Here is a 12,602-nt window from a genome sequence, read left to right on the forward strand (position 1 = left end):
CGGCGCTCGATCTCACAGGCGCCATAAGCCTAAAGACATACGCTTGAAACCCCGCCCACTGTTCCACCCAACGCAATAATGAAATGCCCAGCACACCGATTCTCGGGCACGCCAGCGAGTACTACGCTACTCCCTGCCAACCCGCCCCCAGGAGACACCCCGATGCCCCGCCCTCCACTGCCTCCCTTCACCCGCGAAACCGCCATCCAGAAGGTCCGCCTCGCCGAAGACGGCTGGAACAGCCGCGACCCTGCCAAAGTCGCACTGGCCTATACCGTCGATACCGCCTGGCGCAATCGCGTCGAGTTCCCCCGCGGCCGCGCCGAGGTCGAGGCGTTTCTGACCCGCAAGTGGAACCATGAACTGGAGTACCGCCTGATCAAGGAGCTGTGGGCCTTCACCGGCAACCGTATCGCCGTGCGCTATGCCTACGAATACCACGACGACAGCGGCCAGTGGTTCCGAGCCTATGGCAACGAGAACTGGGAGTTCGCCGAAGATGGCTTGATGCAGAACCGCTTTTCCAGCATCAACGAACACCCTATCACTGAAGCAGAGCGCAAGTTCCGCTGGCCGCTCGGCCGGCGCCCGGACGACCACCCGGGGCTGAGCGACCTGGGACTCTGATCAGCCCACAGGCAAAGTGACCTTGACCTCCAGCCCGCCGCCCAGGCGATTGGCCAGGGTCACGCTGCCTCCCTGCTCCAGCACAATCGCGCGCACCGCCGGCAAGCCAAGCCCGACGCCACCGGTGTCGCGATTACGCGAACCCTCTATGCGGAAAAATGGCGCGAATACCCGCTCCTGCAATTGCGGCGCAATACCCGGACCGCGATCCAGCACGGTGATTTCCAGTTGCTCGGCAGTGACCGCCAGCCGCAGCTCAGGCGCCAGGCCATACTTGACCGCGTTGTCGACCAGGTTCACCAGCACCCGCTTGATACCCACCGGCCGCCCGACATACACGCAGCGTCGCGGTGCATCGAGAGCAACCTTGATGCCCGCGTCCTTGAAGTCGTCCACCACTGTTTGCAGCATCTCAGCCAGGTCGAACGCCGTGGTTTGCTCAAGCCGCGCATCATCGCGGAAGAACTCCAGCGCGGCATCGACCATTGCCTGCATGTCGTCAACATCCCTGAACAGCCTGGCCTGCAATTCGCCGTCCTCTATGAACTCGCCGCGCAGGCGCATGCGCGTCAAGGGCGCACGCAGATCGTGGGAAATCGCCGCCAGCATCTGTGTGCGGTCATTCACGAAGTGCCTGAGCTGCGCCTGGGTGGCATTGAAGGCGAGTATTGCCTGGCGCAGATCATGGGGGCCGACCACCGGGATCGGCGGGGCGTTGAAATCCTTGCCAAAACGGCGCGCGCCTTCGGCGAAGCGCTCGAGCGGGCGGGCCAGATAGCGTGTGGCGAACAGCGCGACCAGCAGGCTGGACGCCAGCATCAAGGCGAGGATGATCAGGGTGCGCGGCAGTTCGTCCAGCCCCCAGCTGCGGTCTGTGGCGCGATACAGCACCCAGCTCTTGTCGCTCAGTTCGATCATCAGGGCGTAACCGCGCGCCGGTGAGTACTCGGGCAGATCGGACGGCTCGTAGGCCTGAATTCGTGCATCAGGCCGTTTCAGTAATGCGCGCAGCGTGGGCGTGCCCTGGCGAAAGTCGGCATCGACCAGCACTGGCACACCGGCTTCGTCATGGCTGCGCAACCATTGCACGGTGTAGGACCCGTCACCCGCCGCACTGGCGATGCTGGCACGCTGCGCGACTGGCGTGGCATCAAGAATGCGGGTCACGGTAGCGACCTTTTCGATGACCCCGCTTTCCAGCAACGGCGGCTGCGCCCACGCGCTCAGCAGCAGGCTGAACAGCACTTTGAGCAGCAGCAGGATGAGCATCGCCGTCAGGGTGGTCAGGGCTATCCAGCGGGCGATGGTGATCCGTGGCCGCGGCAGGGCCTTGCGCAGCCTGCTCAGCAGGCTCATCGCCTGACCACGCTGGCAGTGAACAGGTAGCCGACGTTGCGCACGGTGCGGATCAGCGGTTGAGTGCCTGCCTCACCCTCCAGCTTGCGGCGCAGCCGACTGACCTGGACGTCGATGCTGCGGTCATAGGCCTCGTAGGCTTCACCCCGGGCCAGGTCCAGCAATTGCTGGCGGCTGAGCACCCGCTGCGGGTGCTCGGCAAACACCAGCAGCAGCTCGAACTCACCGTTGGAAAGCGGAATCATGACCTGCTCTGGCGAACGCAGCTCACGCCGCAGCACATCCAGTTGCCAGCCAGAAAACGCCAGCACCGTGCATGGGTTAGCGGCCCCGCCGACCGGTGCTTCACTTACCCGACGCAACACCGCTCGCACCCGCGCCAGCAGCTCGCGGGCAGCAAATGGTTTGGTCAGGTAATCATCTGCCCCCAGCTCCAGGCCGACCACGCGATCGCTCAGCTCTGCCATGGCCGTGAGCATGATCACCGCCACCTTGTGCTCGGCGCGCAAACGTTGGCACAGCACCAGGCCACTGTCGCCCGGCAGCATCACATCGAGAATCACCAGGTCAGGCACCCGCCGCTCCAGGGCTTGCCAGAGTCCCCTGCCATCGCGCGCCACATCGACCTCATAGCCGTGCTGACGGAGAAACTTCTGCAGCAGGTCGAGTACTTCAACATCATCGTCAACAATCAGCAAATGGCTCACACAAGGTACCGCGAACAAAGGCAATGAGTACTTACTGTAAGGCCATCTCCGGGCTGCAGTCATATATTTCAACCCAGAAACAAAGTGTCAGACACGAGATAATCCGGACATTCCCAGGCAATCAATCCCCCTCAGCATCGGCGTCACTTCTTCACAGGAATGTGCCTATGCCCACCTCTTCTGCTGCCTGGTCATCTGCCCGCAACACTGTCCTGGCCTTGTCGCTGCTTGCCGCCAGCGGCTGCAGCCAGCGCCCGCCGGCCAGTGCCTGCGGCCCTGTCGCCCATCAGCTCAGCGACCCGGCCGAACCCGCCAACCGCGCCGTGTTCGCCTTCAACCGCAGCGTCGACGACTACCTGCTGGCGCCGGTCGCCCGTGGCTACACCGCCTTGCCGAACTTCGCCCAGCAAGGCGTGCATAACTTCGCCGCAAACTTCGGTGAGCCAAAGGTATTCGTCAACGACGTGCTGCAAGGTAATGGCGAACGGGCGATGACCAGCCTAAGCCGCTTCATCTTCAACACCACCCTCGGCGTGGCCGGCCTGATCGATGTTTCCGGCAAGATGGGGCTTGCCCGCCATGAGTCGGACTTCGGCCAGACCTTCGGCGTGTGGAACATCGCCGATGGCCCGATCGTCGAGCTGCCGCTGCTGGGCACACACAACCTGCGCGATGCGACTGGCCGGGTATTAGGCCTGGCGGTGGACCCGTTCGGCGACAACAGTGATACGGTCGAAACCTTGAACACCGTGGCCTTGGCCGGTGGCGTGGTGGATGGCCGCGCGCAGGCGTTGCCGCTGACCGACAAACTGCGCACCCAGCCAGATGACTACCGGGCCCTGCGCGATTACACCGCGCAACAGCGCGCCAACCGGGTGGCCGAAGGCAAGCTCGGTGCACCCGGCAAGCGCCCGGACCACTGCCAGGGAGGGCATGCCGGTGAATGAGGCTGTTTCACTGTTCCGCCGCGTGGAAAGCGGGGCCGAACAGCCGGTGCTGTTGCACGAACTCGAAGCCCGCGTCTCGGCGGATGGGCGCGAACTGATTGTCAGCCGTTATCGGGAGCGCTATGGCGATGAGGGCGACGCCCAGCGCCACGAAGTGCATCGCCGCGTACCGATCGCTGCCTTGCTCAAGTGGATGGCCAGAGAAGGCACGACACCCCAGCCATCCTGATGACGTTGCTCAGTGCGTCATCTTGCTCACTGCGGCCGCAAGTATCGGGGCCAGCTCTGTATCGGTCATCGCCGGGCAGACCTGCATGTGCATCAGGTCACTCCAGTCCAGCGTCCAGTGCAACACCGGCTGCAGGTCATTGCTTTCAACCACGGCAAAGCCCTGCAGTTCGCCGACCGCATGCCAACGACCATGGACCTTCAGCTCGGCGGGCGGCACGCCGCCGGTCTTGGCGAAGCGGGCCATGACGGCGTTGCGGTTTTCCGGGGCAATGCTCCATTGAATGATGAAAAGCATGTGGCACCTCCCAGTGGCTCGGCACCTGTGCCAAACACGCGCTCCGGGGGCGCCGGGGCCTGGAGCGGGTGAATGCGCCATGATTAGGCATAGCAGGATGAACCGTCGAGTGCCTGGCTGATTGTCGGAAGCTGTACCGGCCTCTTCGCGGGTGAACCCGCTCCCACATTGATCGAGCACCACCTGTACAAACAACTGTCCTGCTCAATCTCCAAGGTTGCGCAACCTTTGTGGGAGCGGGCTTGCCCGCGAAGAGGCCGGTACAGGCAACAGCAGAATCAGGCAATCCGTCGGCCGGATCGAGTTACCTCTGCACGAGGGTGGTCGCACATGCTGCACATCCGCCCCCGCAAACGAGGACCTCCCCATGCACGTCATCGCCTACGGCGCCCACGCCAGCGACCGCCCTCTGGAGCCGATCCGCATCACACGCCGCGCACCCGGCGCCGCCGATGTGCAGATCGCGATCGACTACTGCGGTATCTGCCACTCCGACCTGCACCAGGTGCGTTCCGAGTGGGAAGGCACCCAGTTTCCCTGCGTGCCAGGCCACGAAATCGTTGGCCGGGTCACGGCCGTCGGCGCCGAGGTGACCGGCTTCAAGCCCGGCGACCTGGTCGGTGTGGGCTGTATCGTCGACAGTTGCAAGCACTGCGCCGACTGCGACGCAGGCCTGGAGAACTACTGCAACGGCATGATCGGCACCTACAACTTCACCACCGCCGACGAACCGGGCTGGACCCTGGGTGGCTACTCGCAGCAGATCGTGGTGCACCAGCGCTACGTCCTGCGCGTGCGCCACCCGCAGGCCCAGCTGGCAGCCGTGGCCCCGTTGCTGTGCGCTGGCATCACCACTTACTCGCCCCTGCGCCACTGGGGCGCCGGGCCGGGCAAGAACGTCGGCGTGGTCGGCATCGGTGGTCTCGGCCATATGGGCATCAAGCTGGCCCATGCCATGGGCGCGCACGTGGTCGCCTTCACCACGTCCGAATCCAAGCGCGAAGCTGCCTTGGCGCTGGGGGCCGATGAGGTTGTGGTATCACGCGATGCCCAGGCAATGGCCAGGCACCAGCTGTCGTTCGACTTCATCCTCAACACCGTGGCGGCGCCCCATGAGCTGGATGCGTTCCTGGTGCTGCTCAAGCGCGACGGCACCCTCGGCCTGGTGGGCGCACCGGCCACGGCACACCCGTCACCGAACGTGTTCAACCTGATCATGAAGCGCCGGGCGATCGCCGGGTCGATGATCGGCGGCATTGCCGAAACCCAGGAAATGCTCGACTTCTGCGCCGAGCATGGGATCGTCGCCGATATCGAACTGATCCGCGCCGATCAGATCAACGAGAGCTACGAGCGCATGCTCAAGGGTGATGTGAAGTACCGCTTCGTGATCGACAACTCTACCTTGGCCGATTGAATGTCCGAAACGCGACAGTGAGTGCCTGTTCGGCGTGAGACAGGCATTGCCCGGCTGGATAACCTCCTTCGGGCAATGCCTTGCCATCACTCGAAAAAGAGCCACGCCCATGACGACTCCTGCCGCCACCTTGGCCCCGTCCGCCACCCCTGCTGACCAACCCCAGGGCTTTCTGGTCCGTATTGTCGGCGCCGCCGCCTTCGCCCACCTGCTCAACGACCTGATCCAGGCTGTGCTGCCGTCGATCTACCCGATGCTCAAGAGCGACTTCTCGCTGAGTTTCGCCCAGATCGGCTGGATCGCCCTGATCTACCAGGTGACCGCCTCGCTGCTGCAGCCCTGGGTCGGCATGTACACCGACAAACGCCCCATGCCCTACCTGCTGCCTACCGGCATGCTGTTCACCCTGGTCGGCATCGCCCTGCTCGCCTTCGCCAACAGTTACGAGATGCTGCTGTTCGCCGCTGCCGTGGTCGGCATCGGTTCGGCGACCTTCCACCCGGAAGCCTCGCGGGTGGCGCGCATGGCCTCCGGCGGGCGCTTCGGCACCGCGCAGTCGACCTTCCAGGTCGGCGGCAACACAGGTTCCGCGATCGGCCCGCTGCTGACCGCCGCCATCGTCATCCCCCACGGCCAGCCAGCCATTGCCTGGTTCATGCTGGCTGCCGGCCTGGCCATATTCGTCTTGCTGCGTGTCACCGGCTGGACCATCCGCCACGGCCAGACTCAGCTCAAAGGCCTGGCCGGGCAACAGGCGCCTGGGTTGTCGAAAGGCGCCATGTGGCGTGCCGTAGGCGTGATCGCCGTGTTGATGTTTGCCAAGTTCGTCTACATCGCGTCGTTCACCAACTACTTCACCTTCTACCTGATCGAACACTTCGGCCTGAGCGTGCAGCAAAGCCAGCTGTACCTGTTCGTGTTCCTCGCCGCCGTGGCCCTGGGCACTTTTGCCGGTGGGCCAGTGGGTGACCGCATCGGGCGCAAGGCGGTGATCTGGATCTCCTTCCTCGGTGTAGCGCCGTTCGCCCTTGCCCTGCCCTACGCCAACCTGGCCTGGACCGCCGTACTGGCAGTGGCCATCGGCCTGGTGATGTCATCGGCCTTCGCTGCGCTGGTGGTGTACGCCCAAGAGGCGGTGCCCGGCCGCGTCGGCATGGTGTCGGGGGTGATGTTCGGCTTGATGTTCGGCATCAGCGGCATCGGCGCTGCGGGCCTTGGTGAACTGGCCGACCTGCATGGCATCGAGTGGGTGTACAAGGTGATTTCGTTCCTGCCGCTGCTGGGCCTTGCCACCGCACTGCTGCCGGCAACCCGTTCGAAGGCGCGGCCTACCCGCTGCTGCTAAGATGGCCGCGCTTGTCGGACTGTACGAGAGCATCATGGTCAAACCCCAGCACGAATTGCTGACAGAGGTCGATGAATGGACCTGGGAGGTGGGCAGCCGGGCAACCGACTACCCGCCGGACTGGTTCATCGCCCCCCACTCGCATGCCAAGCACCAGCTGATCTACGCCATCAAGGGCCTGATGCTGGTCGAATCCGAGGCCGAACGCTGGACCGTGCCCCCCAGCCGCGGCATCTGGATGCCCTGCGGGCAGGTGCATGCCATTCGCTGCGTCGGTGACGTGAAGATGCGCAGCGTGTTCGTGCGCCCCGATGCGGCAGCTGGCCTGCCGCAGCAGAGCAAGGCCATCAGCATTTCGCCGCTGCTCAGCGAACTGATCAAGGCATCGGTCGACTTCGCGGGGCCTTTTGTCGAGGACTCGCGTGAGGCGCGGGTCATGCGCCTGATCCTCGATGAGATCTGCGTGCTGCCGACCCTGCCGCTGAAACTGCTGCATCCCAGCGACGCACGCCTGCGGGCCATCTGCTCGGCCTTGCACGAGCGGCCACACGACACCTCGACCCTGGCCGACTGGGGCGCGCACCTGGGCATCGACGAGAAGACCATCCAGCGCCTGTTCCGCAAGGAAACCGGCATGACCTTCGGCCAGTGGCGCCAGCAGGCGCGGCTGATGCAAGCACTGGAACGCATCGCCCTGGGCCAGCGCATCATCGATGTGGCGGGCACGCTGGGGTATGACAGCCCCAGCGCGTTCGCCAGCATGTTCAAGCGCCAGTTCGGCATTACCCCCAGTCAGTTCTTCAAGTGACCTGAACATTGCTACATAACGTTTCAGCTACGGGCGAATTTACCGTGGCTGCATCGCCTGTCCGTGTGAGCGGGGTGCCACCGCGCAACCCTCAGCAAATCCGGGCATCCGAGGGGTATTTGATGTACATGAGTTGAAACAGCTAGCGAGGCAATTTGTAGGACGTTTCACCCGAGCACTGTAGGCAGAATCGCGATATCGGCCCATTCCTGTATGAAACCTCAGTTTCCGCAGGATTTTATGGCTGCTACGGTCCGTTTTTCCTACAACGGCACGGACGCCAATGGCATGAGAGAAACATGGATCAATACAAAAGATCTGGCCTGGCCTTGCAGAAGCATTTGCTCAACCTGCGCCGCGAGCGGGACCGCTTGAAGGCCCAAGGCAAGCACAAGGAAGCCGAGCGGCTGGCGTGTGAAATTACGCGGATCGAATCCGTAGTGGCTGCATTGCCCGCGGCGGCCAAACCGCCGACGCTGCAGTAGAAAGGCAAACGCCCCGTCAGCGCGGGGCGTTCTTGCCAGGGCGCCCGCTCAAGCGCAGCGCTTGAGAATGGTCTTGATCGGGCGCCTGACCCGGCGCTTCGATACCGCCTTTGGCTTGATCCAGCGGCAAGCCTCGATTTCGTTGCCAGGGCGCGGCTTGGCTGCGGCCTTGCGGGCTTCGAACAGGTAGTGGATGACCTTCTCCTCCCTGAACGCGGCGATGTAGCGCAGCTCGTCGAACGCCAGGCCGGTTTCTTCGGCCATCTCGCGGTGCGCTGCCTCCAACGGCGTTTCATCACGCTCCACCGTACCGCCAGGCAGGTTCCATTTGGCATTGCGCTTGCGTACGAACAGCACCTCGCCATCCCTGCGGTAGATCACCGTGGCGCGAAGCTTGATACCTTTGCGTCTGGCTGTTGCAGTGTCCATTGCCTTCATGCGCGCGCGTTCCCATCAGGTTGGCCGGGCTGGAGCCGGGCAAGGCTCCTGTCCCGACTGTAGGGGGGTAATGTGTCTATTGAATGACCATCACCCGCACGGGCTGGTTCAGACTGCAGTTCAGATCGCAGCCTTGCGGCGCAGTTCCCTGCTGCCCGCCCCCAGGCAGGTCACGGCAAAGGCAATCACCAGCGCCCCGGTGCCCAACAGGAAGATCAGTTGCTGGTTGGAGCCCTCCACCAGCAGGGCGATCAGCGCCGGGGTCACCGCCGCCGCCCCCATCAGGGTAATGCTGACCAGCGGCGTGAGCTTGCCGGTCGGGTCGTTGGTGGTGATGAGCGCCATGTAGTACGACAACGACAGCACCCAGCCAAAGTTGATCAGCAGCAACGCCACAAACAACTGCATCGGCGTGCGGGCGTGGCCAGTGAGCATGGCAATGGAGATGAACACGGCAATCAGCCCCAGCGCGATCATCAGCTGGCGGTTGACCCGCGCCCCCAGCAGGCTCGGCAGCCCGGCCCCAGGCAAGCCACCAATGGCCGACAGGCCAAACGCCCAGCCGATATCGACAGCGTCGATGCCCTGGTCACGCGCCAGCTGGTCGATGAAGCCCCACACGCAATAGATGGCGATCTGCATGAACAGCATGCCCACCAGCGCCGTGCGCCCCGTGCGCGCCGAGCCACCTTGGGCCGAAGAGCCCTCGCCGCTTGCCAGCGACACCGTCGGGCGACGCGGCAACACCAGGCTGGCGCCGCAGATCAGCAGGTACCACAGGCCGAACGCGCACAACGCGGTCACCGTCCCGCTCTGTGCTGCGAGCATCGGCAACGCTGCGGAAAACAGCGAGTACTCTGGCGTCTGCAGGAGCAGCATCAGGCCGAACGAACGGTCCTGGTTGGGCAAACGGCCCAGCGTCGAGACCGCATAGGCATACACCAGCCCCGCACAGGTGCCGGCCGCCAGGCGTACGACCAGCATCAGCGTGTTGCTGCTGGCGAAGGCCGTGGCAATGCTCAGGGCCACGCACAGCGCGCCAAACCACAGGCACAGGCTGCGCCCACCGTGGCGCTTCATCAGGATCGGGCACAGCAAGGTGCCCAGGGTCATGCCAATCATCTCGACCGACACCACCCAGCCCTGCTGGTCGAGTGACAGGCTCAGCTGCTCGGTGACCAAACCCATGAAAATGGGTTGCACACCACAGACGATGAATGAGGTACAGGCAATGAAAATCAAGGCGGCACGCAGCAGCTTGGAATCATTGATCATGGGAGGACTCCGACACGGCATTTGTTTTTATTGTGGGTGTTGGCCCGCCCCGAAAGCGCCGTAGCAGGCGGCCGGGCCGGTCACGAAGGCCATCCTGGGCCGAGACCGAAGGCTTTGAAAGTTAATTATCGGAATCGACTTCAGTGGACTTTTTAATGCAGGCCAGTGGCCGTTGCCTGCATCAAGAAATGCACTGTGGTCGATCCTGATAATTAATTTGTGAGGGGGCTGGATCCTCCCTACCGTATGACGCTACCCAAGCCTCGGAAAAAAAGGCCCCCATCATGAACGACCGTGAGTTCATCAATGCCATCGATGCCGATGGCCAGCCCCTGAACATCGCCGTGCGCAACGGCCGCATCAGCCACATCGGCCCGCAACGCGCGGGCATCGCCGCCGCCGAGACCATCGACCTCGAAGGCCTGCTGGCGCTGCCCGGCTTCGTCGACGGCCACATCCACCTGGACAAGAGTTTCGTCGGCGACCGCTGGCGCCCGCACCAGCCGGTCGCCAGCCTGCGCGAACGGCTGGCCGTGGAAAAGCGCGAGCTTGCCAGCGCCCCGCCGATTGTCGAGCGCGCCGATGCGCTGATGCGCCAGGCCGCCTCCTTCGGCACCTTGGCCATGCGCTGCCACGTGGACGTCGACGCCACCACCGGCCTGACCAACCTGCACGCCATGCTCGAGGCCCGTGAAAAATGGAAAGACCTGATCGACATCGAGCTGGTGGCCTTCCCGCAGGCCGGGGTGGTGACCTGCCCCGGCACCGCTGAGGTGATGGAAGCTGCCGTACGTGAAGGCGTGCAGGTCGTCGGCGGCATCGACCCGACCACCCTGGACGGCGATGCCGACGCCCAGCTTGATATCGTTTTCGGCATTGCCGACCGGCATGGCGTGAAGGCCGACATCCACCTGCACGAACCAGGCGATATCTGCATCGCCCAGCTCGAACGCATCGCCACCCGCACCCAGGCGCTGGGCATGCAAGGCCTGGTGGCGGTCAGCCATGCTTATGGCCTGGGCGACGTCAGCGACGCGGTGGTCGACCGCTGCGCTGAAATGCTGGCCTGTGCCGGCGTGTCGATCATGACCAATGCCCCCGGCGAACACGCCTTCCCGCCCGTGCTGCGCCTGCGCGCCGGTGGCGTGCGGGTGTTCACCGGCAACGACAACATCCAGGACGCCTGGTGGCCCTATGGCAACGGCGACATGCTGCAACGGGCGATGCTGGTCAGCTACCGCTCGGGTTTCAATACCGACGAGGAACTACGGGTAGCACTGGAGATGGCGACCGTGGCCAGTGCCGGGGTAATGGGCAAGCAGGATTACGGGTTGCAGGTGGGTAACGAAGCCAGCTTCGTGCTGTTCAAGGCGCCCAATGCTGCCGCGGCCGTGGCCGCAGCCATCCACGAACGGGTGATCGTGCGCCATGGCGCGTTCTGGGGCGGGCCTGCACAGCTGCAACTGAAGGCCGCGCAGTTCGCCACCGAGCTGCGTCGCTAATCGGCTCGCTAACGCGAGCGCTTGTAGGAGCGGCCTTGTGTCGCGAAAGGGCTGCGCAGCAGCCCCAAGATTTCAGCGCACATGCATGAATTACAGGGGTTGCTGAGCAGCCCTATCGCGACACAAGGCCGCTCCTACACCAAACGCGGGCTCTTACTCAGCTTCGGCGCGCAGGATGCCAATCAGGATCTCGGCCAATTCCTTGACCATCGGGTCCGCCGTGGGCCGATGGAAGATCGCCGCCTCGAACACCCGAATCGGCTTGAACCCCTCCTCTGCCCCGAGCACCCGATGCCCAGGCGTCACCACCCGCGACGGCAACAGGCTGACGCCCAAGCCATTGGCCACCGCCGCCTGGATACCCGCCAGGCTCGAACTGGTGAAGCCAATGCGCCAACTACGGCCCATGGCCTCGACCGCGCTGATCATGTCATCGCGGTACAGACCACGCGGCGGAAAGGTCACCAGCGGGATCGGGTCCTGGGCGAAGCTGGGGTACTGCGCGCTGTCGATCCACTCGATACGCTCCGGCTGGCAAGCGTTGGCCTCGCGGCTGTGGCGCCGCTGCTTGACCAGCACCAGGTCCAGTTCGCCCCTGTCGTAGGTGCTCATCAGGTCACGGCTCAGGCCACCGGTGATCTCCAGCTTGACCGTCGGGTTGAGCCGGTTGAACGCTGCCAGCGCCTGCATCGTCTTGCCCGCAACAAAGTCGTCCGGCAGGCCGATACGCACCGTGACCGAAACCCCACCCGACATCGCTTCGCTCAGCTGGTTGCTCACCGTGAGCAGATGCCGCGCATAGCGCAACAGGGTTTCACCGGCGTCGGTCGGGTGCACCTCGCGGTTGCTGCGGTCGAGCAGCTGATGGCCGACCATTTCCTCCAGCCGGCGCACCTTCTGGCTGACCGTGGACTGGGTGGAATGCAGGCGCGCGGCAGCGGTGGTAAAGCTGCCACAGTCGGCCACCATGACCACGGCGCGGAGCATGTCCAGGTCATAGATGGCGCGGTTGGATTTGGTGCTGTCGGTCATTGGCAAGGGTCGGCTTTCGAGTGGGGCTCGGGTGCATGATGCCTGAAGCTGAGCCACGGGGAAGCGCTTATTGGTGGCTGTTGTCACGGGGCAAGCCCCAGTGCAGTAGACTTGGGCCTTTCTTTGCCCCTCCCTGG

At 64.0% G+C, this 12,602-nt stretch carries 14 protein-coding genes; 8 read left to right on the forward strand and 6 right to left on the reverse strand.

What is annotated here, in order from left to right:
• Nucleotides 1–162 precede the first annotated feature (162 nt).
• A complete protein-coding gene (locus tag APH27_RS24810) occupies nt 163–627 on the forward strand; it encodes a nuclear transport factor 2 family protein (protein WP_060486160.1) in 465 nt (154 codons plus the stop codon).
• Here the strand turns inward: APH27_RS24810 and APH27_RS24815 are convergent, their stop codons facing one another.
• Both APH27_RS24815 and APH27_RS24820 read right to left on the reverse strand, forming a co-directional pair.
• Nucleotides 628–1,983, reverse strand: coding sequence for an ATP-binding protein (locus APH27_RS24815; protein ID WP_060486161.1), 1,356 nt, complete (start codon nt 1,981–1,983; stop codon nt 628–630).
• On the reverse strand, nt 1,980–2,690 hold the full coding sequence (locus APH27_RS24820; RefSeq protein ID WP_027919842.1) for a response regulator: 711 nt from the start codon (nt 2,688–2,690) through the stop codon (nt 1,980–1,982). The genes APH27_RS24815 and APH27_RS24820 overlap by 4 nt, the downstream gene beginning before the upstream one ends.
• 167 nt (nt 2,691–2,857) lie before the next feature.
• Between APH27_RS24820 and APH27_RS24825 the strand changes: the two genes are divergently transcribed.
• Together APH27_RS24825 and APH27_RS24830 are read left to right on the forward strand one after the other, a co-directional pair.
• Complete coding sequence (locus APH27_RS24825; RefSeq protein WP_060486162.1) at nt 2,858–3,637, forward strand: VacJ family lipoprotein; 780 nt, start codon at nt 2,858–2,860, stop codon at nt 3,635–3,637.
• The gene (locus APH27_RS24830) at nt 3,630–3,866 is read left to right on the forward strand and encodes a hypothetical protein (RefSeq protein WP_027919840.1); all 237 of its coding nucleotides are present in this window, start codon (nt 3,630–3,632) and stop codon (nt 3,864–3,866) included. The genes APH27_RS24825 and APH27_RS24830 overlap by 8 nt, the downstream gene beginning before the upstream one ends.
• Nucleotides 3,867–3,875: 9 nt before the next feature.
• Here APH27_RS24830 and APH27_RS24835 read toward each other — a convergent pair whose 3' ends face one another.
• Nucleotides 3,876–4,163 carry a DUF3303 domain-containing protein gene (locus APH27_RS24835; protein ID WP_027919839.1) on the reverse strand — a complete coding sequence of 96 codons (288 nt, stop codon included), beginning with the start codon at nt 4,161–4,163 and terminating at the stop codon, nt 3,876–3,878.
• Nucleotides 4,164–4,530: 367 nt separating this feature from the next.
• Between APH27_RS24835 and APH27_RS24840 the strand changes: the two genes are divergently transcribed.
• The 4 genes from APH27_RS24840 (at nt 4,531) to APH27_RS24855 (ending at nt 8,218) form a co-directional block, all read left to right on the forward strand.
• Nucleotides 4,531–5,580, forward strand: a complete 1,050-nt coding sequence (locus tag APH27_RS24840; RefSeq protein WP_060486163.1) for an NAD(P)-dependent alcohol dehydrogenase — start codon at nt 4,531–4,533, stop codon at nt 5,578–5,580.
• Nucleotides 5,581–5,689: 109 nt separating this feature from the next.
• A complete protein-coding gene (locus APH27_RS24845) occupies nt 5,690–6,925 on the forward strand; it encodes an MFS transporter (RefSeq protein ID WP_027919837.1) in 1,236 nt (411 codons plus the stop codon).
• 34 nt (nt 6,926–6,959) lie between these two features.
• Nucleotides 6,960–7,733 carry a helix-turn-helix transcriptional regulator gene (locus APH27_RS24850; protein WP_060486168.1) on the forward strand — a complete coding sequence of 258 codons (774 nt, stop codon included), beginning with the start codon at nt 6,960–6,962 and terminating at the stop codon, nt 7,731–7,733.
• 299 nt (nt 7,734–8,032) lie between these two features.
• Nucleotides 8,033–8,218, forward strand: coding sequence for a hypothetical protein (locus APH27_RS24855; protein ID WP_060486164.1), 186 nt, complete (start codon nt 8,033–8,035; stop codon nt 8,216–8,218).
• A 48-nt stretch (nt 8,219–8,266) separates the two neighbouring features.
• Here APH27_RS24855 and APH27_RS24860 read toward each other — a convergent pair whose 3' ends face one another.
• Both APH27_RS24860 and APH27_RS24865 read right to left on the reverse strand, forming a co-directional pair.
• Nucleotides 8,267–8,647 (reverse strand): NUDIX domain-containing protein, encoded by a 381-nt coding sequence (locus tag APH27_RS24860; RefSeq protein ID WP_256250719.1) that lies wholly within the window; start codon nt 8,645–8,647, stop codon nt 8,267–8,269.
• A gap of 129 nt (nt 8,648–8,776) precedes the next feature.
• Nucleotides 8,777–9,931 carry an MFS transporter gene (locus tag APH27_RS24865; protein ID WP_060486166.1) on the reverse strand — a complete coding sequence of 385 codons (1,155 nt, stop codon included), beginning with the start codon at nt 9,929–9,931 and terminating at the stop codon, nt 8,777–8,779.
• A gap of 284 nt (nt 9,932–10,215) precedes the next feature.
• Between APH27_RS24865 and APH27_RS24870 the strand changes: the two genes are divergently transcribed.
• Nucleotides 10,216–11,433, forward strand: a complete 1,218-nt coding sequence (locus tag APH27_RS24870) for an amidohydrolase family protein (RefSeq protein WP_060486167.1) — start codon at nt 10,216–10,218, stop codon at nt 11,431–11,433.
• A 153-nt stretch (nt 11,434–11,586) separates the two neighbouring features.
• Here APH27_RS24870 and APH27_RS24875 read toward each other — a convergent pair whose 3' ends face one another.
• Nucleotides 11,587–12,465: a LysR substrate-binding domain-containing protein gene (locus tag APH27_RS24875; protein ID WP_027919831.1), complete on the reverse strand. Its 879-nt coding sequence runs from the start codon at nt 12,463–12,465 to the stop codon at nt 11,587–11,589.
• Nucleotides 12,466–12,602: the final 137 nt, after the last annotated feature.

The sequence above is a fragment of the Pseudomonas sp. NBRC 111123 genome, assembly GCF_001320205.1.
Lineage (GTDB): Bacteria > Pseudomonadota > Gammaproteobacteria > Pseudomonadales > Pseudomonadaceae > Aquipseudomonas > Aquipseudomonas putida_J.